This window comes from Metabacillus sp. GQ13, assembly GCF_059758525.1.
In genome coordinates, this window is record NZ_JCAXET010000026.1 from 1 (window position 1) to 19,913 (window position 19,913).

Annotated in this window: 21 protein-coding genes; 11 read left to right on the forward strand and 10 right to left on the reverse strand. The window is 35.6% G+C overall.

Annotated features, from left to right (window positions below; translation table 11 throughout):
• Window positions 1–379: 379 nt before the first annotated feature.
• From AC6CHR_RS23080 to AC6CHR_RS23105, 6 genes are all read right to left on the reverse strand, one after another.
• Window positions 380–739: a hypothetical protein gene (locus AC6CHR_RS23080; RefSeq protein ID WP_498251427.1), complete on the reverse strand. Its 360-nt coding sequence runs from the start codon at window positions 737–739 to the stop codon at window positions 380–382.
• A gap of 274 nt (window positions 740–1,013) precedes the next feature.
• Window positions 1,014–1,970: an ABC transporter permease gene (locus AC6CHR_RS23085; RefSeq protein ID WP_498251428.1), complete on the reverse strand. Its 957-nt coding sequence runs from the start codon at window positions 1,968–1,970 to the stop codon at window positions 1,014–1,016.
• The gene (locus tag AC6CHR_RS23090) at window positions 1,963–2,874 is read right to left on the reverse strand and encodes an ABC transporter ATP-binding protein (protein ID WP_498251430.1); all 912 of its coding nucleotides are present in this window, start codon (window positions 2,872–2,874) and stop codon (window positions 1,963–1,965) included. Before AC6CHR_RS23090 ends, AC6CHR_RS23085 begins: the two co-directional genes overlap by 8 nt.
• Window positions 2,875–3,585 (reverse strand): ATP-binding cassette domain-containing protein, encoded by a 711-nt coding sequence (locus AC6CHR_RS23095; protein ID WP_498251432.1) that lies wholly within the window; start codon window positions 3,583–3,585, stop codon window positions 2,875–2,877.
• Window position 3,586: 1 nt separating this feature from the next.
• Window positions 3,587–3,955, reverse strand: coding sequence for a GntR family transcriptional regulator (locus tag AC6CHR_RS23100; protein ID WP_498251434.1), 369 nt, complete (start codon window positions 3,953–3,955; stop codon window positions 3,587–3,589).
• Window positions 3,956–3,958: 3 nt separating this feature from the next.
• Window positions 3,959–4,744, reverse strand: coding sequence for a hypothetical protein (locus AC6CHR_RS23105; protein ID WP_498251436.1), 786 nt, complete (start codon window positions 4,742–4,744; stop codon window positions 3,959–3,961).
• A 447-nt stretch (window positions 4,745–5,191) separates the two neighbouring features.
• On the opposite strand from AC6CHR_RS23105, the gene brnQ reads away from it, so the two are divergent.
• From brnQ to AC6CHR_RS23120, 3 genes are all read left to right on the forward strand, one after another.
• Window positions 5,192–6,511: a branched-chain amino acid transport system II carrier protein gene (brnQ, locus tag AC6CHR_RS23110; RefSeq protein ID WP_498251437.1), complete on the forward strand. Its 1,320-nt coding sequence runs from the start codon at window positions 5,192–5,194 to the stop codon at window positions 6,509–6,511.
• Window positions 6,512–6,974: 463 nt separating this feature from the next.
• Window positions 6,975–7,997, forward strand: a complete 1,023-nt coding sequence (locus tag AC6CHR_RS23115) for a LacI family DNA-binding transcriptional regulator (protein WP_498251439.1) — start codon at window positions 6,975–6,977, stop codon at window positions 7,995–7,997.
• Between the two features lie 42 nt (window positions 7,998–8,039).
• A complete protein-coding gene (locus tag AC6CHR_RS23120) occupies window positions 8,040–8,189 on the forward strand; it encodes a hypothetical protein (protein WP_498251441.1) in 150 nt (49 codons plus the stop codon).
• A 57-nt stretch (window positions 8,190–8,246) separates the two neighbouring features.
• Here the strand turns inward: AC6CHR_RS23120 and AC6CHR_RS23125 are convergent, their stop codons facing one another.
• The gene (locus tag AC6CHR_RS23125; protein WP_498251443.1) at window positions 8,247–8,441 is read right to left on the reverse strand and encodes a YwbE family protein; all 195 of its coding nucleotides are present in this window, start codon (window positions 8,439–8,441) and stop codon (window positions 8,247–8,249) included.
• A gap of 196 nt (window positions 8,442–8,637) precedes the next feature.
• Between AC6CHR_RS23125 and AC6CHR_RS23130 the strand changes: the two genes are divergently transcribed.
• The 5 genes from AC6CHR_RS23130 to AC6CHR_RS23150 all read left to right on the forward strand — a co-directional run bounded on the left by AC6CHR_RS23130 (window position 8,638) and on the right by AC6CHR_RS23150 (window position 14,295).
• Window positions 8,638–9,663: a LacI family DNA-binding transcriptional regulator gene (locus AC6CHR_RS23130; protein WP_498251445.1), complete on the forward strand. Its 1,026-nt coding sequence runs from the start codon at window positions 8,638–8,640 to the stop codon at window positions 9,661–9,663.
• A 94-nt stretch (window positions 9,664–9,757) separates the two neighbouring features.
• Window positions 9,758–10,480, forward strand: a complete 723-nt coding sequence (locus AC6CHR_RS23135; protein WP_498251447.1) for a ThuA domain-containing protein — start codon at window positions 9,758–9,760, stop codon at window positions 10,478–10,480.
• Window positions 10,481–10,600: 120 nt separating this feature from the next.
• Complete coding sequence (locus AC6CHR_RS23140; protein WP_498251449.1) at window positions 10,601–11,632, forward strand: Gfo/Idh/MocA family protein; 1,032 nt, start codon at window positions 10,601–10,603, stop codon at window positions 11,630–11,632.
• 296 nt (window positions 11,633–11,928) lie between these two features.
• Entirely contained in the window at window positions 11,929–12,897 is a 969-nt protein-coding gene (locus tag AC6CHR_RS23145; protein ID WP_498251451.1) for a sugar phosphate isomerase/epimerase family protein, read from the forward strand.
• Between the two features lie 201 nt (window positions 12,898–13,098).
• Window positions 13,099–14,295, forward strand: a complete 1,197-nt coding sequence (locus tag AC6CHR_RS23150; RefSeq protein ID WP_498251453.1) for a class I SAM-dependent rRNA methyltransferase — start codon at window positions 13,099–13,101, stop codon at window positions 14,293–14,295.
• A 326-nt stretch (window positions 14,296–14,621) separates the two neighbouring features.
• Here AC6CHR_RS23150 and AC6CHR_RS23155 read toward each other — a convergent pair whose 3' ends face one another.
• Window positions 14,622–14,822, reverse strand: a complete 201-nt coding sequence (locus AC6CHR_RS23155) for a hypothetical protein (RefSeq protein WP_498251455.1) — start codon at window positions 14,820–14,822, stop codon at window positions 14,622–14,624.
• A 151-nt stretch (window positions 14,823–14,973) separates the two neighbouring features.
• On the opposite strand from AC6CHR_RS23155, the gene AC6CHR_RS23160 reads away from it, so the two are divergent.
• The gene (locus tag AC6CHR_RS23160; protein ID WP_498251457.1) at window positions 14,974–15,501 is read left to right on the forward strand and encodes a P-loop NTPase family protein; all 528 of its coding nucleotides are present in this window, start codon (window positions 14,974–14,976) and stop codon (window positions 15,499–15,501) included.
• A 283-nt stretch (window positions 15,502–15,784) separates the two neighbouring features.
• Here the strand turns inward: AC6CHR_RS23160 and AC6CHR_RS23165 are convergent, their stop codons facing one another.
• On the reverse strand, window positions 15,785–16,183 hold the full coding sequence (locus tag AC6CHR_RS23165) for a YkvA family protein (protein ID WP_498251459.1): 399 nt from the start codon (window positions 16,181–16,183) through the stop codon (window positions 15,785–15,787).
• 171 nt (window positions 16,184–16,354) lie between these two features.
• On the opposite strand from AC6CHR_RS23165, the gene AC6CHR_RS23170 reads away from it, so the two are divergent.
• Window positions 16,355–16,546: a YczI family protein gene (locus tag AC6CHR_RS23170; RefSeq protein WP_498251461.1), complete on the forward strand. Its 192-nt coding sequence runs from the start codon at window positions 16,355–16,357 to the stop codon at window positions 16,544–16,546.
• Window positions 16,547–17,500: 954 nt separating this feature from the next.
• Window positions 17,501–19,057 carry a glycine betaine uptake BCCT transporter gene (locus AC6CHR_RS23175; protein WP_498251463.1) on the forward strand — a complete coding sequence of 519 codons (1,557 nt, stop codon included), beginning with the start codon at window positions 17,501–17,503 and terminating at the stop codon, window positions 19,055–19,057.
• A 60-nt stretch (window positions 19,058–19,117) separates the two neighbouring features.
• Here the strand turns inward: AC6CHR_RS23175 and AC6CHR_RS23180 are convergent, their stop codons facing one another.
• Window positions 19,118–19,906 carry a nucleotidyltransferase domain-containing protein gene (locus tag AC6CHR_RS23180; RefSeq protein ID WP_498251465.1) on the reverse strand — a complete coding sequence of 263 codons (789 nt, stop codon included), beginning with the start codon at window positions 19,904–19,906 and terminating at the stop codon, window positions 19,118–19,120.
• Window positions 19,907–19,913 lie beyond the last annotated feature (7 nt).

Sequence of the window (19,913 nt, forward strand, 5' to 3'; positions counted from 1 at the left end):
AACCAAGTAAAAATCGGCACTAGGATTTTTACCTATTAATGGAATCCATTTTAAAAAAACAGACAATGTAATCCACGAAATGAGTTAACTTATTTCAAAATCAAGTTCACTGTACAAGCGGCACTAGGATCTTTACCTATTAAAGGAATCCATCACCAAAGAAAAAGCCAATATCTTAACCTTAGTTCACAACAAAAATGTTGAACAAGCAAAGTTTACCTAAAAATGAAACCCATCATCAAGCAAGTCTAGTTACGTATAATTGTACTTTCTACAAAAATCAATCTTTGCGAAATCAGCCTTGATTTATGATAAATATAAACAAAAGGCCTCCTCATCATTATTGAGTGGGCCTTTTGTTGTTTTGATATGTTCTTTTCTAGTGAGGTGTTGGATAGTGAAGGAGATAATAAATAATAAAAATACTAAAACTGAAAAGAAGAATTAACGTTGCAAAAAACACTTTTCTCCATAAATGCCCTATGAAGTATATATTCACTAAAAAGTAGTAAGGAAAAGCACTTACAAGGACGAATAATAATAACTCCTTTATATACTTAGGTTCCATTTCATGACGAATAAATTCCATATCTCCACTAATCGTTAGTGGAACAGTATAAATGGACACTAATAACCCAAGAAAAGTAAAGGCTCCATAAATGTTTAGCACTTTCCTTATACTAATTTCTTTCTTGGTAACTACTTCAATACTATGAGACGTTTGTGGATTTACTTCCAACTGATCACCTCCAACTATCAAAATCTTTAAATAACATTACGAATGACTTTGACTAAAGTTCCACTAAAATAAATAGTTGTCTTTTTGTATTCCTTAATTCACAGAACCAAATGTGTACTCTATACAAAACTAGATACATCAAATCCCTTATCGGCCATGTGAAATAGGATCTTCAAATTTAGAAGATCCTTTCATCAGGATTATTTTACTAGAGCTTTTAATTAGTTTCCCTAATTCATGTGAAAATGAATCTAATCTCATATCTACTTATCAATTAAGCTGTAATATCTCTTTTTCTAAATACTGAAAAGGCAAGTAGGTGAAAAATGATAAAGTAGACTATTAGCATGATGATCGAAAAGGTAAGAGTCATTCCTTCAATAGGTGGAACTCCGTCAAAGTAGACGGTCAAGTCAGTGTTAGCGAATAAAAAGTACTTTGTCCATTCAAAGCGGCCTGCAAGTAACATCATGACCGTATTACCCATAAATAATAGAAATAATGATAATCCGATGGCAAGTGAAGCGTTACGAAATACAGCTGAAACCATAAATGCCAGTGTCGTAACCATGACTATATCAACGGTTGCAAGCAAATATTGACTGACTGTATAAAAGACAATATTTTGTTCTAAAACTTCTCCATTTGTAAAAATCAGATTTGAAAGTTCACTAGAAGGTAAACCAAACAATAGTAGGCCGACTATTGCTGAAAGGGCATAGATGAACACCAATTGCAGAAGGCCGAATAATAGGACTGTTAGATATTTTGACAACAATATCTTTGAGCGGCTTATTGGTCGAATGAGCAGTAATTTTACAGTTCCCCATGAAAATTCTGATGCAATCGTACCTGCTGCGATAATGATCGTAAAAATTCCAGCAAAGTCTATTATTGGTCGAGCTTTCTCAACAAACGACCAAATATTGTTCTCTGTTTGTGGCGAAATATCTTGTTGAATTCTATATTCATTCAGTGCAATTTCTCTTTCATAGTACATTTTTAGATTCGAATTATGATCTCCAGCTTCTTCTAAGGCTTCTCGATCAGAAGTTATCAGATTCTCTAATTCTTGTTTCCATTCGGGGTAGTCTTGTGGTGGATTTTTCATCTCATCATATTTGGTAAACGCACCTAAACCTAAGATGAATAATGCCAATAATCCAATCATTACGAACGAACCAGGTCTTTTGAAAATTTTTAGCCATTCATTTATTATTAGTTTAAACAATTTGTTTACCCCCTTGTTCGGTTATTTCAAGGAATCGGTCTTCTAGTGTTTTTGAAACATGTTTTGCAGAGTAAATTAAAATATCTTCTTCAATTAGTTGTTTTATTAACAATGGAATCTTTTCCTTGCTTGCTTGGATGGTAAACCCTGTAGGAAGGGTGGTTGCATTCCATTCCTGTTGCAGCCATTTAGCTGTGCTACCGAGTGTACCTGTCTCAAATTGATAGAGTAATTGGTTATCATCTACCATTTCGTGGATACTTTGAATTGCTGTAAGTTCACCTTTTTGGATAATGGCTATACGGTCGCACATCATTTCCATTTCAGAAAGTAAGTGGCTAGATACAATCACACTCATTCCTTTTGCAGTTAACATTTTAAGGTGATCACGTATTTCTCGAATACCAGCTGGATCTAAGCCATTTGTTGGTTCATCCAAAATTAATAGTTTAGGATCATGTAATAAGCATTGTGCTAGGCCCAGGCGCTGTCTCATACCTAACGAATAAGTTCTGACTTTATTATGAATGTTCTCCGTTAAACGAACCAGATCGACAACTTCATTCACTTTGTTCTTGGTAATTCCTTGGTGCATTCGTGCGTATTGCATAAGATTTTGATAACCTGTTAGGAATTTATACATTTCAGGATTTTCAACAATTGCACCGATGTGATGAACAGCTCCCTCGAAATCCTCTTTTATACTTTTTCCACAAACAGTGATATCTCCTTCACCAATTTCCATTAAACCGACAATCATTCTGATGGTTGTTGTTTTTCCAGCACCATTGGGGCCTAAAAATCCGAATACTTCTCCCTTTTTTACAGAAAAGCTTAAATTATTGATGATCTTTTTCCCTTTAATTGTTTTTGATACTTGATTTAGTGTTAATATATTCTCCATTTATATGCCATCCTCAACTTTCATTACTATTTGTTTAAACCAATTCAGAACAGAGAGACCTTGTTCTTCACGTAAAGCTTCAACATTTTCATGGCCAATAATCGTTCCATAGTAGATAGCAATGGCTTCATCAAGAAGTGGTTCAATTTCTTGAATTTCGTGTGTAGCGATAAGCAATACTTGATTCTCAAAATCGAGATATTGAAGCAGGCTTTTGACGATAGAATCCCTAACCATTGGATCTAAACCAGAAAAGGGTTCGTCAAGCAGGATCACATTGGTGTCTCTAGCTAGTGTTGTCACTAGTTTTAAACGTCCTCGATTTCCCTTTGATAATGATTTCACCTTTTTAGTAGGATCTAATTTCATCTCTATGACTAATTTTTCTGCCTTCTGATAATTAAAATCAGAAAATTGACTTGCGACATAATCAATTGTTTCTTTAACTGTGAACGTATCATAAAACATATCTAGTTCAGTTAAATAGGCAACAGTTTGACAGGTTTTTCTGGTCACTTCTTGATTATTCACCTTTATCAATCCACTAGTTGGAAAACACAAACCAGTTATGAGTTTTAAGATTGTTGACTTTCCACTGCCATTTGGACCAAGTAGTCCGTAAATTTTCCCCTTTTCGAAGGTAATATTTGCTTTCTTTACTGCTTGTAAGTTGCCATAGCTTTTCTCAACGTCAATTAATTGGATAGACATCTTATTTTCCCCCCTCAAGATAATCCTGAAGATAACGAATCATATGTTCCTTTGACACACCCATTTCGTTCATTTGCTTAACAAAGTCTTTGATAATCTCTGCTTGTATTGAACCCTTTATGTCATTTAGTAACTCTTGATTTTCTACAACAAATGTTCCTTGTCCTCTTCTCGTTTCCACAATACCCATCCTTTCCAATTCACTATACGTTCTTTGAATCGTGTTTGGGTTTACTCCCATTTGTACAGCCATTTCTCGCACAGATGGCAATTTATCACCATGCTGTTGTTTTCCATTAATAATCTCAACAACAATCTTGTCGACAATCTGCATATATATAGGCTTCGATGATTGGAATTGTTCAGTCACATCTTACACCTCTACTTTCCGCTCAAGTAATCTAGCTGCTACTATTACGAGGGTAATAGATAAACATGCATAATAGATAAGTGGTGCAATCGGTATTGATTCCATAGCTGAAAATGAAACACTCCAATTCTCATTTTCATATTCTAAGAAAGGGATAGGGAAGACATCTTTGATTTGATAACGCATCATGAACGCATAAAGACTATCGATTTTTAGCAAGAATGTTTCCAAGAGGTTATAAGCAAAAAACATGAGAATGATAATCCACCATCGGAAGGGTTTAACTTTTGGATATCTGGTTAATGAATGATAAACAGCCCAATAAAAGGTAGCCCAGCAACTAAGTGCAATTCCTGTTAGTAATAAACATAAGTTAAGAGCACTTAAAGCTTGAATGAAAATACCAATCTCAATCTGTTCATAGGCACTGCTACCAAATAGATACATACTGATTGCAGCGTAAAGGGTCAAGAGAATTTGAATGACAAGCTGGTAGGAAATGATAACCGCAAATTTAGATAGGATCAGGGTTAAACTTGAACGAGGGCTATAAAGCCAAAGCTGATTTTTCGCTTCTATTCTTAACATAGAAAGCATCATAATCGGTGCGAAAAAGATCATGATAAATGCCGAAACGATAAAAATTGGCAATGTACCGGCTTGTTGTTTGAAATAAGTTGAAAGCCCAAAGCCAAAGGCCATAAAAAGCAAAAAAACAACTAAAGACGTTAAAAACATCCACTTTGAAATTCGATAATCCTTCTTCAATAAACCTTGTATAGGATTCATAAGTAATCTCCCTTGTATTAGTGTACTAATTGGATAGTACACTAATACAAAATGGAAGTCAATCCCATAAATTGTTTTTTATTAGGTATAATATTGAATGCACAAATGGCAATGCAGAAATAACTATTATTGAGTTAACATCCAATATATATTGACAGTCTTTTTCCTCTTTGATAAATTATCTTAGGATAATTAAATATACAAAGGTAAGAATGAGTAAATGAAACGGCATCTAAAGGCTGGGATTGTCGATTTTTCATAGTTGGTCGTTAAGAAACAAAGGGTGGTAACTTGAGTAAAAACTCGTCCCTATACAAGGGATGAGTTTTTTTAGTAGAAACATTTCTACATGTGAGTTGCCGAGGACTACCTCTTTAAATCATCACTAAAGGTAATGCTATATGAGAGAAAGTCTTTATTTTAGAAGAAATGTCAGGAGGGTATATATTGAGAAAACTAGATACATTATTAATTGGACTTATGCTATTTTCGATGTTTTTTGGAGCAGGAAACCTAATCTTTCCACCATTTTTAGGAGCGGAATCAGGAACATCCTTTTGGGCTGCAATGCTAGGATTTATTGCCACTGGAGTTGGACTGCCATTTGCTGTCTTGTATGCAGTCTCGCTTGTAAAAGGTGGAGTTCAGACGATTGGGAATAGGGTTCATCCTATATTCAGTACAGTCTTTATGGTGGTTATTTACTTATCTATCGGGCCATTCTTAGCTATACCCCGTAATGCAAATGTTGCATATGAAATGGGGATTAAACCGTTTTTAAATGAGACTGTTCATTCTTCCTTCGTCTTGTTATTATTTACATTTGTGTTTTTTGCACTCGTTTATGTCGTTAGTTTAAATCCAGAAAAAATGGAAAGATACATGAGTCGTTGGATAACTCCAATCCTTTTAATATCAATAATCGCCTTATGTGTCGTTGGTTTTATCATGCTTGATGCCCCATTACAAGCTCCATCAGCTCAATATCAATCGGGTGCTTTTTCAAAGGGTTTTATTGAAGGCTATAATACCATGGATGCTCTCGCGGCCTTAGCATTTGGTATTGTTATTCTCACCTCGATTCAACAAAGAGGGATAACAGAAAGAAGGCAGCTAACAAGGTATACTTTAAAGGCGGGCTTAATCGCAGGTGCGTTATTATCCTTTGTTTATATCAGTCTAGGGTTAATTGGTGGAAAAATGGCTACCAATGGCTCGTTTGTAAATGGCACAGATATTCTTTCAGCTACCTCAACAGTTTTATTTGGGCAAAGTGGTAAAACACTGCTTGGTATTATTTTTACATTAGCATGTTTTACAACGGTGGTAGGATTAACAACTGCCTGTGGGCAATACTTTTCGAATCTGGTCACAAAGCTCAATTACAAAACAGTTGTATTAGTTGTTACATTGGTAGGCTTCACACTATCTAATCTTGGATTAAATCAAATCTTAAAGTTTTCAGTACCCTTTTTAGTCACAGCTTATCCTTTAACAATTGTATTAATTGCCTTAACTTTCTTTAATCGCTATTTTAAAAACCCTAAAAGAGTATACGGAAGTACGCTTTTATTGACAGGCGTCTTTGCTGTAATTGGCGGACTAAATGCATTCGGTCTTGATTTGGGTCCAGTGCAATCAGTTAGAGAAATTCTCCCGTTTTCATCAATGGGATTAGATTGGATTGTTCCAGCTATTGTTGGCGTAGTCTTAGGGATCGTATTAAGTTATACAGGTAAGTCAAACAAACTAAAATCTATTTCTTAGGCTCTTTTCTAAATGTTTGTTGTTCTAGTACTAATTGAAGCTATCTTAATAGGGATATTAGATTGAATTAGTGAAAAGAGCACGAAGATATCCTTAAAACGTGTAATTCATACTTTGTATGGAAAAGCACAATCTTTACGAAAACAGCGATTTCTTAGATAAGCATAAAATAATAGTAAGAGACTTCTTATATAAAGGTCTGACTGCTTAGGTTTAAGTGAGGTTAATCCTTTATGTGATAAGTCTCTCTTTTTTGTTCATAAGCGAAAAAGAAGCGAGGAAAAGGGTGGTCAGACAGCTAAGAATAAAGGTAAATAGAATCAATTTACTAAACATAACGAAAGGGTTTTAAATTGCAGTCAAGTATAAGGACTTTTGTAAGCGGATGCTATTTGTTATATTAAGGTAGTGAGGAAAAGGTTAGGTAAACTTTACTAAAAAGCTAAAAAGTATGGTGATAATGATGGCAACGATAAAAGATATAGCAACTTTGGCAGGAGTTTCGTCAGCGACCGTTTCAAGGATTTTGAATGATGACGAAACATTATCCGTGGGGGAAGAAACTAGAAAAAGAGTGTTAGATGCTGCACAATCACTGAATTATCGGCGTTCGAAGAAAAAAGCCCATAAAAAAGAAATGGACATATACAATATTGGGATTATATCTGAGGTAACTCAAGAGGGAGAGGTTCATGACCCATATTTTATGTCAATTCGAGGTGGTGTAGAGATGGCCTGTGAAAAACTTCCTTTAAGAATTAAAAAGGTAATCAGACCTGGTAATGAAGCTTCTCTATCCGTACTCAAGGAGTTAGATGGAATAATAATAATTGGTGCTATAGATCCATCTTCAATAAAAGAGCTTTATTTACAGGATAAACACATTGTTTTTTTGAACCATTTACCAGAAACAGGGGAATATGATGTTGTCGCGTCTAGTTTAGATCGCGCGACAGAGGATGTTCTCAATTATTTAATCCAGTTAAATCATACTGAAATTGGATACATAGGCGGGAATGATCGTTTTACTAGTATTCAAGATTACCGATCAACGAAAGAAGTTGAGGATATTAGGAAACTGGCGTTTGAGACTGTCATGCGTAAAGAGAGACTCTTAAAATCGGAGCATGTTTATATTGGAGATTGGGGTGCAAATGGTGGGTATCAATTGATGAAGCAAGCTATAGGGAATGGGAACTTACCCTCAGCATTTGTTGTTGGATCAGATCCGATGGCCATCGGGGCTATGCGAGCACTTCATGAATCTGGAATCAATGTTCCACAGGATATTTCCATTATTAGCTTTAATGATATTGAGGCAGCTGAATTTTTAAATCCTCCGCTTTCAACCGTGAAAATCCCAACAAATGAAATGGGGAAAACAGCAGTAAAGTTATTGTATGATCGAATACAGGGTCGGACGATTCCGTTAAAGGCAGTATTGAGTACAGAATTGGTTATTAGAGAAAGTTGTCAAGCGAAGTAGTTAAGGCCCACCTTGGCTAGGTTATGAACTTGATTTGGTAAGATGACCCGAAGAAGAAAAGGCAATGGTAAAGAACAAGTACTTCTTCCTATAGAAATGAGTGGAATTATCCCTTTAGGTGGAGATAAATTAGAATACCTAGGTTTACGTGTTCCAGTAGAGCTAGGAGGAGATTTAAAAAGCTTTACCTAGTAGTTGAAGATGAAAAGTTATTTTCACAATTAGCTGAAAGGAAATTCAAAAGTATCTCTACTTTAGAATTTCCTTCACTCTACCTACTTGTCCATCTGTTAAGCGCACTTTAATACCGTGGGGATGAGAGCTAGAGTTAGTTAGAATATCTTTTACCGTTCCTTCTGTTAATTTTCCAGATTTTTGATCCTGTTTTAGAACAATTCTAACAAGTATTCCTGCAGAAATATGTTTTCTTTCTTGTCCGTTCATGGTATTCCTCCATTCAGATAGTTTCACTATTTCCTTATTTAGAGTAGCCTAAACTTCATAAAGTTGCAATCAAACCAACAAATAGTTAGAAATAAACTCAATTAAAAGACAGCATTCTACAAAATTAGTCGTTGAACTTCTATGATGGCTATTATATAATGTGTTTAAGTTAGTTAACCGCTTAACCGGAGGTAAAATGAACCAGAGAATAACAATACGAGACGTAGCTAAACTTGCTGGCGTTTCATCTGCAACAGTATCTTATGTTCTTAACGGAGTAAATAAGGTATCAGAAGAAACAAAAGAGAGAGTTTTATCTGCAATTGAAGAATTAAATTATCAACCAGATTTCACAGCTATCAGTCTGTCAAAGAGAAAATCCAAAATGCTTGGCATTATTATGCCACTAGTAGAGGATTCTTTAGCACCATTGTTTAAAGAAAATCACTACATTAGTGAGCTTGTGAGCGGAGTGGAATACATATGTCGGAAAAAAGGCTATGATTTTCTCATTTCAGGTATCTCTAAGGCAGAGGAATGTAAGAACTGGGTAATGAAACGTAATTTGGATGTCCTTCTTGTTCTAGGAAGATTTCCACACAAGGTATTCGAAGAAATGAAAACGCTGTCTACTCCCATTGTATTTATCGATTCATTCGAAGACTTGGCAAACCTTTATCATAACATTCGAATTGATGATGAACATGGAGGATATTTAGCCACAAAGCATCTAACTGAGTTAGGACATCGAAAAATAACGTTTATTCCTAATGGTAGAGTTGATCGTGCTGTTGATGGTCAACGTTTCATGGGGTATAAACGGGCATTATCTGAAGCAAACATTGAATTTAGTCCGAGTATGATTATAGAGGGAAGGTATAATTCCTTTGAAAATGGCTATAAAATTGGCAAGCGAATTGCTGAGAATCAACAAATGACAGCTATTTTTACTTCATCAGATATTTCCGCATTAGGGATTATGAAATCGCTTAAGGATCATGGGAAAAGAATTCCAGACGATATCTCAATTGTCGGCTTTGACGATTTAATGATTAGCAGGTATTCATCACCGAGTTTAACAACAATACGTCAGGATGTGTTCCGTAAAGGTGCAGTAGCTGCTGAAACAGCAATTGAAGTGACAGAAAAGAAAGATAAACAGCCACGACAAATTATGCTACCTGTTGAACTAGTCATTCGAGAGTCAACTACTAAAAGTTAGAGTTTTTGAAAAAATTCAGGATGAAGTAGTAAAGATTCAATCAATTACTTGTCAAATAGATTACAACAAAATTTACTAGTTAGGATGGATAATGATGACAAATGTAACTGTATGGAATGAAAATCGACATGAAAAGAAAAATCCAGTTGTAAGTGAAATATATCCTCAAGGAATTCATGGCGCGATTGCTGAATTTTTACAAAGTGACAACAATGAAGTAAGAACAGCAACGTTAGATGAACCCGAGCATGGACTGACAGATGAAGTTTTACAAAACACAGATGTGTTGGTTTGGTGGGGACATCTTGCACACCATGAAGTTTCAGATGAAATTGTCAACAAAGTCCAACAACGTGTATTGGATGGAATGGGGCTTATCGTCCTTCACTCAGGCCACTTTTCTAAGATTTTCAAAACACTAATGGGTACAAGCTGTGATTTGAAATGGCGTGAAGCGGATGATAGAGAACGCCTTTGGGTGGTAGATCCAACTCATCCAATTGCAGAAGGTATCGGTGAGTACATTGAACTGGAAAAGGAAGAAATGTATGGAGAACACTTTGATATTCCTGCACCAGATGAATTGATCTTTACAAGCTGGTTTGAAGGTGGAGAAATATTCCGAAGCGGTTGTACATTTAAACGTGGTAACGGTAAGATCTTTTACTTCCGACCAGGTCATGAAACTTATCCAACTTATCATAATGAACAAGTGCAACAAGTCATTAAAAATGCTGTCAACTATGTAAAGCCAGTTGACCGTAAGCGCCCTATTTATGGAAATGCCAAACCGTTAGAAACAATTTCAGCTAAGTAATGGATAGTAAATGAGTTTAGTTTACAAAAGGAATAGTGCTTCGATTAATCTAATTTTCTAGTCATTATTAAATAAGTAAAGAGATAAGTAGAAACGATCATCATTAGGAGGAATTATAAAATGGAAAAATTAAGAATTGGTGTTATCGGTTGTGGAAGTATTGCACAATTTCGTCATCTTCCAGAATATGCAGGAAATAAAGAGGTTGAGCTAGTGGCAGTATGTGATATTGTTGAGGACCGTGTAAACGAAGTAGCAACTAAATATAATGTAAAAGCGTATACCGACTATAAAGAATTAATCCATAGTGGTGAAGTAGATGCAATTAGCGTATGTCTACCAAACTATTTACATGCTCCTGTATCAATTGAAGGATTAAACAATGGTTTACATGTTTTATGTGAAAAGCCAATGGCTACTTCTCAAGAAGAAGCAGATGCAATGATTGCAGCAGCAGCTAAAAATGAAAAGAAATTAATGATTGCTCACAACCAACGTTTTGTTCGATCACATCAATTGGCACGTCAATTAATTGAAAGTGGCGAAGTTGGTAAGATTTATAGTTTCCGAACTGCATTTGGTCACCCTGGTCCTGAAGGTTGGAGCATTGATGGGAAAGAAAGCTGGTTCTTTGAAAAGGATAAGGCATATATCGGTGCAATGGGTGATTTAGGTGTTCACAAAACTGATTTACTCCGCTACTTATTAGGAGAAGAAATTGTTGAGGTTGGTGCATTTATCGAAACGACAGCGAAAGAGTTTGCTGATGTAGATGATACGGCAGTTTGTGCGCTAAAAACTGAAAGTGGGATAATCGGAACCCTTGCAGCTAGTTGGTCTTATACAGCAAAAGAAGATAATTCAACAATTATCTATGGAGAAAAGGCAATTCTTCGTTTAGAAGAAAATCCAAACTATTCATTAATTGCACAATATACAAACGGAGAAGTTGTTAATTATGAGCTTGGGAAAATCCAGTCAAATGATGAAGGCGGTCAGAATACGACTCACGTAATCGATCATTTTGTTGAATCTATTCTAAACAATACAGAACCACTCATTACAGGTGAGGAAGGCATGAAGTCATTAGCCGTAATCATTGCAGCACTTAAATCAAATGAAACGAAGACAATTGCTAAAGTATTTGCTTAAAAAGATAGGCTCTATTTTTTAAGAGATCGTTGTTTTTTTAAAAGAAAACTATTTAAGGTTGATTGGAGCGGATGTGCGAGACTCTTGCGGGAGTAGCGGGACAGGTGAGACCCCACAGGCGTTTACGCCGAGGAGGATCACCGCCAAGGCGGGTCACCACCCGCCCTCCCCGCTTAAGATGAGCAACTGGAGCGGAAATCAACCACACCGCACTACTTTGCAAATAGCAACAAAGTTTCCGAAAACAGCCAAAAGATAATTAATAAATAGAAAAGATAATACGAGGAGGAAAAACAATGAAATTGGGTGTATTTGCAGTTCTTTTTAACGATAAATCTTTTGAGGATATGTTAGATCATGTAAAAGCTTCTGGTCTTCATGCAGTTGAAATCGGTACAGGTGGTTATCCAGGAAACACACATTGTGATTTAGATGCTTTATTAGAAAGCGAAGAGAAGCGTAGTGAGTACTTAGCTAAAGTACAAGAGCGCGATTTGATCATAAGTGCCTTTAGTTGTCACGGAAATCCAATTTCTCCAGATAAAGAGTTTGCTAAGGATTGTCAAGAAACATTATTAAAAACAATTAAACTAGCTTCATTGCTAAATGTGCCAGTTGTTAACACATTTTCAGGAACAGCTGGTGATCATGAAGATGCAAAATACCCGAACTGGCCTGTTACACCTTGGCCAAATGACTTTGGTGATGTCTTAAAATGGCAATGGGAAGAAAAATTGATTCCTTATTGGAAAGAAGTAGGCCAATATGCGGAAGAGCATCATGTTAAAATTGGTTTAGAATTACACGGAGGATTCTTGGTGCACACACCTCATACAATTCTAAAACTTCGTGAAGCAACTTGTGATGCAATTGGCGCTAACTTAGACCCAAGTCATCTATGGTGGCAAGGAATTGATCCTGTTGCCGCAATTAAGATTTTAGGTAAAGCGAATGCAATCCATCATTTCCATGCAAAAGACACGTATATTGATCAAGACAATGTAAACATGTACGGATTAACAGATATGCAACCATACGGAGAGGTACAAACAAGAGCTTGGACGTTTAGATCTGTTGGTTGTGGTCATAGTCTGACTGAATGGAGTGACATCATGAGCGCCCTTCGTACATACAACTACGATTATGTTGTAAGTATTGAGCATGAAGATCCAATCATGTCGATTGATGAAGGCTTTGAGCGAGCAGTAACTAATCTTAAACAAGTTTTAATTAATGATTCCCCTTCAGAAATGTGGTGGGTGTAAGATCCATCCTAAATGAATCGTTTATAAGGTCAGACCTCTAAATCATGATCAAGCATTAGGCAGCTTATTCGCTGGAGCTTAACATTGGTTTTGAAGAGGTCTGACCTTTTCGTCCTTTCTATATTTTCTTTCCTAAGCAAAAATGGGTATGATGGTAAAAGACGACGTTTTAAATTTTATAAGAATGAATGGGTGAATGAAATGAATAAGTCAATACGAATAAAAGTAAAACCAAATTCAATTAAGCAGTTTAAAGCGGGATTTCCGCTTATTAACCGAGATGCAATTACTAATTCAGATGTACTTATAAACGAGGGAAGTATTATCGACCTCATTGACGAGAAAAATCAATTTCTAGCAAGAGGATACTATGGGAAGCAAAATAAAGGAATCGGCTGGGTGTTAACGAGAAATCCAAACGAGGAGATTGAACAACGCTTCTTTATCGAGAAAATTAATTCTGCAGTAGCCTATCGCAAATCTCTCTTTGATGACTCTGAGACAACAGCATTTCGTGTTTTCAATGGTGAAGGGGATGGATTTGGTGGATTAACAATTGATTATTTCGAGGGCTATTATGTGACAAGTTGGTATAGTGAGGGTGCTTACCAATTTAAGGATCAAATAATAAAAGCCTTAACAGATGTAGTTAACGTCAAGGGGATTTACGAAAAAAAGCGGTTTGACGTGAAAGGTACATATATCGAGGACGATGATTTCGTTTCAGGAGAAAGAGCGCAGTTTCCACTGATCGTAAAGGAAAATGGCATTCAGTTTGCGATTTATTTAAATGATGGTGCGATGGTGGGGGTCTTCCTTGATCAAAGAGATGTCCGTAAAACAATTCGCGATAAATATTCAAATGGAAAGCATGTACTTAATACATTTTCATATACAGGCGCGTTCTCTGTTGCTGCAGCATTAGGTGGTGCGGATAAAACAACAAGTGTTGATTTGGCAAATCGCAGTAAGGCTAAGACGGTTGAACAATTTAGTGTAAATCATCTTGATCATGAAGCACAAGATATAATAGTTGAAGATGTTTTTAACTATTTTAAATATGCTGTAAGAAAGAAACTTAGTTTTGATGTGGTTATTCTTGACCCACCGAGTTTTGCGCGTTCGAAAAAACATACATTTAGTGCGGGTAAAGATTATCCTGACTTATTAAAGCAGGCGATTTCAATTACTAAGAAAAATGGAGTAATTGTTGCTTCCTCGAATTGTAGTACCTTTGGTATGAGCAAATTTAAAGGGTTTATCGAAAAGGCCTTTAAAGAAGCAGGGGGAAGCTATAAAATCGTTGAGGAATTTAGCCTCCCAGAGGATTTTAAAACAATTAAGGAATTTAAAGAAGGTAACTATTTAAAAGTGGTTTTTCTACAGAAGCTTTCTTAGAAAAATTAGTACAAGAAAAACTATTTAATGGGTATACAGAGCACCTTAATTTACTAAATGACTGTTTTCGCAAAGATTGTTGTTTTCCGTACAAAGTACTAATGTACACGTTTTAAGTATATCTTCGTGCTCTTTTCGCTAAATTACTCTGATATCCCTTTGGACATAGCTTCAATTTAGATCATAAAAATCCAAAAGTCGATTTTTATTCGTACTAGAGCAACAAACTTTTAGAAAAGAGCCTACTAAATAGATAGGAGAAAAGCGGCTGACTTTAGATCGTTAGAAGTCAGCTCTTTTTAGCCTCCTGTTTCCGAGAAAAGTCTTCATTTAATGACCAAATATGATGATTTATACCTCTCAATAACTTCTGTACGTTTTTTTAGAAGGTTTCGATATTCATGAAACAATTCGGTATTGTTCCTTTCCTTGATCCAGGCTGAATATGCAAGGTCACAATCATTTGAAATGGTTGATAATTCCTTCTTGATTTCAAGCGCCTTTTTAAATTGAATACGTTTAATCATAGATAGTCCCCCATTCTTCAAAGTTGATACCTTATGCGGCTATTTTGATATACCCTTCGAAAATTTGTCCAAAACTAAAAGTTCACTAAGAGTTTTTTTTTCTATAACTTGAATTAATATAAATATTAATTTCAAAGAAGGAGTTGATTTTGTGAAAAAAATAATGGTTATTGGAGTTTCAGCAGGAGCAGGAAAATCAACATTCGCTCGGAAGCTTTCAACCATCTTACAAATAGATGTGTATCATCTTGATAGTCTTTTTTGGGAACCAAACTGGGTGGAGGCGTCAATAGAGATATTTTCTACAAGGCAAAAGGAAATTGTAAGGAAACCAGAATGGATAATCGAAGGGAACTACAGTAGAACGTTCGACTTAAGAGAAGAATCTGCCGATACAATTATCTATTTGGAACTACCATTAGCTGTTTGCTTATTCCGTGTTTTGAAGAGGTGGCTGATTAATATCGGTAAGGAGCGACCCGACAGAGCAAATGGATGTGAGGAGAAAATGGATTTTGGATTCTTGAACTATATTTATCGAACTTATTATCATCGCAAAAAAACATTGGCTGTGCGATTACAAGATTTAAAGGATAGTAAAAATATAGTCATACTCCGAAACAAAAAGGAAATAAAGCAATATTTAAAGGGGAATGTTCATATTGAAACCAACTCATAATATTGCAGAACATCTTTATATAAGGTTATTTCAATAATTGTTGTGTCTGAGTAATGGTATGAAAACGACTAATAATAGTAGTGGAGAGGCAATTTTTTATTGGTTTACTTGAATCAAAGTTCTTATAAATACCTTAAAGAACGACAATTATTTCTGGGGAAATATGCCGAATGAGGTGGAAAATGAAAATAAGGTTCGTAAGCAGTCAAAGTTTCTAACGAATATCCGCGAAGAATGTTAACCCAAGGTATGTGTAGAAGATAGAAATGCGTAGTAATAATTCTCAAGAAGTAAGGTCAATTATCAATTTATAGATCCAAACTGCAAGAAAAATCCAAACTAAAATAAAGAGAATGCCAACAAACCAATTCTTTGGTTTGTTATCCTTCTGCATCTCATTAGCTTTTTCCCGATTTTCCTCAGTAACAAGAGGAGGTATTAATTTTAAGGCAAGGGAGATTCCTAGAGGAACAAGAATTAGGTCATCAAGGTACCCTAAAATGGGGATAAAGTCAGGGATTAAATCAATTGGACTAAAAGCGTATGCGACTACGCAAATTGCCACAGCTTTTGCGTACCAAGGAGTTCTATCATCTTTGTATGATAGGTAAATAACGAATAAATCTTGTTTTAATTTTCTTGCATAGTTTTTTAATGTAGTTATTATATTGCCATTTTTCATTGTAAATTAGGCCCCCATCCACAACCATTATAAATTATTATAATTGATTAGGGAAATTATTGGGTTAATGAACAGTTTGCAATAAGAGCCACCGTTTTGGTAGCTCAAAACCAAAAGAGGGTGATTGTTAATTGGAAATTTCACGTTATGTTTTATCAGTAGTAGTTATTTTTGCTTGCTGCCTTTGGATTAATTACTCAAAATTTTGATTTCAACCATATTATTACATTTTTCTTAGGTTTAATGATGTTAGTTATAGGATTAGAAGAATTTCGAAAAAAGCGAAAAGTGACTGGTTGTTTATTTGTTAGTGTATTTTTATTTTCATTATTCGTATCAATTCAAGGGTTTTTATTAAGATAAAAGGGTAAATACATATGAGGATGAATAAAACTCTACTTTTTTATGAATTTAGCATGCTTCTAAAGAAGCTAGAATCGTTGATAAATCAACGATGTAAAACCTTGTATAAACGATAAAAAAACAATAGGAATCAACCTCCTATCTAACAAGGGTTTGACTCTTTCTCTAACTTTTTATAGTTGGCATTATGTAAACTATAAACGTATATGGTAAAAATCTAATATTTAACTACTATTAGATTTATATATTACCGAAATACTAATCTTTACTAATACCAATAATTTGTTTGCGCAATAACGTCAATTTTTTGATTACCTTTTCGTAACGATAAATAAATGGGAGTCCATCTTTCTTTGTTTCAGAAAAGGTTGACCTTGAATAAGATTCAAAACCTTCACGGCTATTTTTTACTTCACCATATTTGAAAAGGCCCACTTAATGGAATGAAATCTCAAATAACTTATGTACAATCTATACTAAACTAAAAAGAGTGAGATTAGGAACTAAAGCCGCAAAGGACTACTATTTCTTGAATATCGGCTATATAGAGAGGATCCGAGAGTTATATTAAGAATATGTCATGATTACCCCTTCTACGAAGCGATAGTAAGACTAGAGCATTAAATAAGCTTGTATTTCGTATGTGATTGGTTTAGTACTTTTTGGTATAGTTTAAACATTCCCCTAAATAACCTTTAACCTGATCTATACTAAATACCTCTGCCGTATTCAATCTATCTAATTATCCAATACCCAAACAGATGGACAATGGTAACTTTACGTTAATAAGAATGTCGTAGTTAAGAGTAAATGAATAACGCAATTTATAAGGGTTCGTTCCGTTAGTATTACTTCACAAAAAATACTTTTATCATGTGGTTTTGCATTTTATATGTTCACCAATCGAAGTAAGGCCCTCTGCGAATAGATCAAAGATGGGAGTTAAAATTAAATATGAAAAATGCTTCAATTGTTTTTTATGTATCATTAGCATTAGTGGCTGGTCTTGTTTTAATGGGAATCACGATGCCAGCATCGTTAGAACGTATCACGAGCAGTACACAAGGGGTGATTACGGATTCATTTGGGTGGTATTACCTTGTGGTTGTTTCGTTGTTTGTGTTTGTGTGCTTCTATTTATTAGTGAGTCCAGTTGGCCGGATTAAGCTCGGGAAACAGGAGGACAAGCCTGAGTTTTCTCGTCCAACTTGGCTTGCGATGCTTTTTAGTGCAGGTGTGGGGATTGGGTTAATTTTTTATGGTACAGCTGAACCAATTAGCCATTACATCATTAGTTCTCCTACAGGGCAAGAGGGCACTAATCAAGGTATTAAGGATGCGATGAGGTTTACTTTCTTTCATTGGGGTATCCATGCATGGGCAATCTATGGTTCGGTTGCAATGGCTCTGGCTTATTTTACCTATAGAAAAGGGGAACTGAGCTTAATTAGTCGAACCTTACGACCGCTGATTGGGAAACATGCGGATGGATCTGTCGGGAAGGCGATTGATGTCATTGCGGTCATTTCTACTGTTATAGGGGTCGCTACTACTTTGGGATTTGGTGCCATGCAAATTAACGGGGGACTGTCCTACCTATTTGGAGTACCTAGTACGATGACAAGCCAAACCATCATCATTCTCGTTGTTACAGCCTTATTTATGATTTCGGCTTTAACGGGTCTAAGTAAAGGAATTAAGATCCTGAGTAATTTGAATATGGGGCTTTCGGCTGTCCTATTCTTGATTGTATTTGTTTTTGGACCTACACTTTTTACACTTAACTTATTTACGGATACGATAGGGGCTTATATGCAAAACTTCATTAACATGAGTTTTCGAATTGCACCCCTGAACGAAGAGGGACGTACCTGGATTAATGGGTGGACGATCTTTTATTGGTCATGGTGGATTGCATGGGCTCCATTTGTTGGTGTGTTTATTGCTAGAGTCTCAAAGGGTCGAACGATTCGTGAGTTTGTTGTATGTGTCTTACTCGTTCCGTCACTTATTGGTTTCCTTTGGTTTTCAACCTTTGGGAGTGCAGCCATTGTCACGGAATCTTCAGGATTGCTTTCGATTTCTTCATTAGCTGCAGAGGAATCCCTTTTCGGGGTGTTAGAAGGGTTTCCAATAAGTATGGTGTTATCCCTTTTAGCTATTTTGATCATTGTTACGTTCTTTGTTACATCGGCTGACTCTGGTACGTTTGTTCTAGGTATGATGACAACGAATGGATCTCAAAATCCAAGTACACCGATTAAAGTTACATGGGGAGTCTTTCTCTCGATAACTGCTATAGCTCTCCTTTATTCTGGGGGCCTGCTAGCACTTCAAAACACAATGATTATTGCAGCTCTTCCATTTTCTGTAATAATGGTGTTGATGGTAGTCAGCTTACTTAAATCCTTAAAACAGGAAGCAAAAGAGCTCGGACTTGGTCAGTTTAGAGTGGATCGAAAGAAAACTGTTGATAAACCAAACAAAGAGGATGCTAAGGAAGCTGGATAAACAATATCAAACTATTAAACAAGCAACGTTCAACTTCGGTTGGGACGTTGCTTGTTTATGTTAAATGCAATTCTTATAACCGCTGTCAACCAGATCATTTATGTCACTTAATAGTGTTATGGTATTGTTGCTAAGAATCATGATTATGTTTTCTTCCATCTTATCTGGGAGATATTTGCATGTTTTTTGTGCGGTCTGAATTAATTTCTTTTCTCCAGGGTGTGGCCACTCGTTAATCGCAAATAAGATATCGAAGTAACTTGCAAGTAATGCAGCAACCCTATGATTGACACTTATGTAGTCTTTTCTTTTTAGAGCTTTCTCGATTTGAAAATAGTAGGATGTAACACTGTCTCGTAATAAAGGGTAATTTTTGTTAAGGATATTTTCTTTTAATTCTTTTGGAAAGGTTACGTTAATTCTATTCTGTAGTTTCTTTAATTGTCCATTTCGATCATATAGTATTTTGGAATTTAAATAATTACTCCAAATGCATGTACTGTAGCCGACCTGAGCTTGGAAATTCACTACCGTTTTCATTAGTTCGTTTTCAATCAACGTATAATTTCTATATATAATATCTATACCAATATTGGGTTCAATTAGCGTTCCATCATCTTCTGTTTCCCAATACTGGTTATTAATCTCCATATAATCCGAAAACGGTTCTAACAATTTTTTTCGTGTACTGGTAGGGATTTCTTGAACACTATAAATATACAAATCTATATCAGAATGTTCATCTTGGGTATTTGTTGAAAGAGAGCCAGAGAGTACAACACCTTCCACTTCTTCTAACTGTGAAAATACAGACGAAATCTTCATAATCATGTCATTAATAGTATTCATTTTGGAT

Excerpts from the sequence above, each read along its gene's own strand:
- AC6CHR_RS23090 (WP_498251430.1), bottom strand. The coding sequence starts at position 2,874 with ATGGAGAATATATTAACACTAAATCAAGTATCAAAAACAATTAAAGGG.
- AC6CHR_RS23095 (WP_498251432.1), bottom strand. The coding sequence starts at position 3,585 with ATGTCTATCCAATTAATTGACGTTGAGAAAAGCTATGGCAACTTACAA.
- AC6CHR_RS23105 (WP_498251436.1), bottom strand. The coding sequence starts at position 4,744 with ATGAATCCTATACAAGGTTTATTGAAGAAGGATTATCGAATTTCAAAG.
- AC6CHR_RS23115 (WP_498251439.1), top strand. The coding sequence starts at position 6,975 with ATGGCAACGATAAAAGATATAGCAACTTTGGCAGGAGTTTCGTCAGCG.
- AC6CHR_RS23120 (WP_498251441.1), top strand. The coding sequence starts at position 8,040 with ATGACCCGAAGAAGAAAAGGCAATGGTAAAGAACAAGTACTTCTTCCT.
- AC6CHR_RS23125 (WP_498251443.1), bottom strand. The coding sequence starts at position 8,441 with ATGAACGGACAAGAAAGAAAACATATTTCTGCAGGAATACTTGTTAGA.
- AC6CHR_RS23130 (WP_498251445.1), top strand. The coding sequence starts at position 8,638 with ATGAACCAGAGAATAACAATACGAGACGTAGCTAAACTTGCTGGCGTT.
- AC6CHR_RS23135 (WP_498251447.1), top strand. The coding sequence starts at position 9,758 with ATGACAAATGTAACTGTATGGAATGAAAATCGACATGAAAAGAAAAAT.
- AC6CHR_RS23140 (WP_498251449.1), top strand. The coding sequence starts at position 10,601 with ATGGAAAAATTAAGAATTGGTGTTATCGGTTGTGGAAGTATTGCACAA.
- AC6CHR_RS23145 (WP_498251451.1), top strand. The coding sequence starts at position 11,929 with ATGAAATTGGGTGTATTTGCAGTTCTTTTTAACGATAAATCTTTTGAG.
- AC6CHR_RS23150 (WP_498251453.1), top strand. The coding sequence starts at position 13,099 with ATGAATAAGTCAATACGAATAAAAGTAAAACCAAATTCAATTAAGCAG.
- AC6CHR_RS23155 (WP_498251455.1), bottom strand. The coding sequence starts at position 14,822 with ATGATTAAACGTATTCAATTTAAAAAGGCGCTTGAAATCAAGAAGGAA.
- AC6CHR_RS23165 (WP_498251459.1), bottom strand. The coding sequence starts at position 16,183 with ATGAAAAATGGCAATATAATAACTACATTAAAAAACTATGCAAGAAAA.
- AC6CHR_RS23175 (WP_498251463.1), top strand. The coding sequence starts at position 17,501 with ATGAAAAATGCTTCAATTGTTTTTTATGTATCATTAGCATTAGTGGCT.
- AC6CHR_RS23180 (WP_498251465.1), bottom strand. The coding sequence starts at position 19,906 with ATGAATACTATTAATGACATGATTATGAAGATTTCGTCTGTATTTTCA.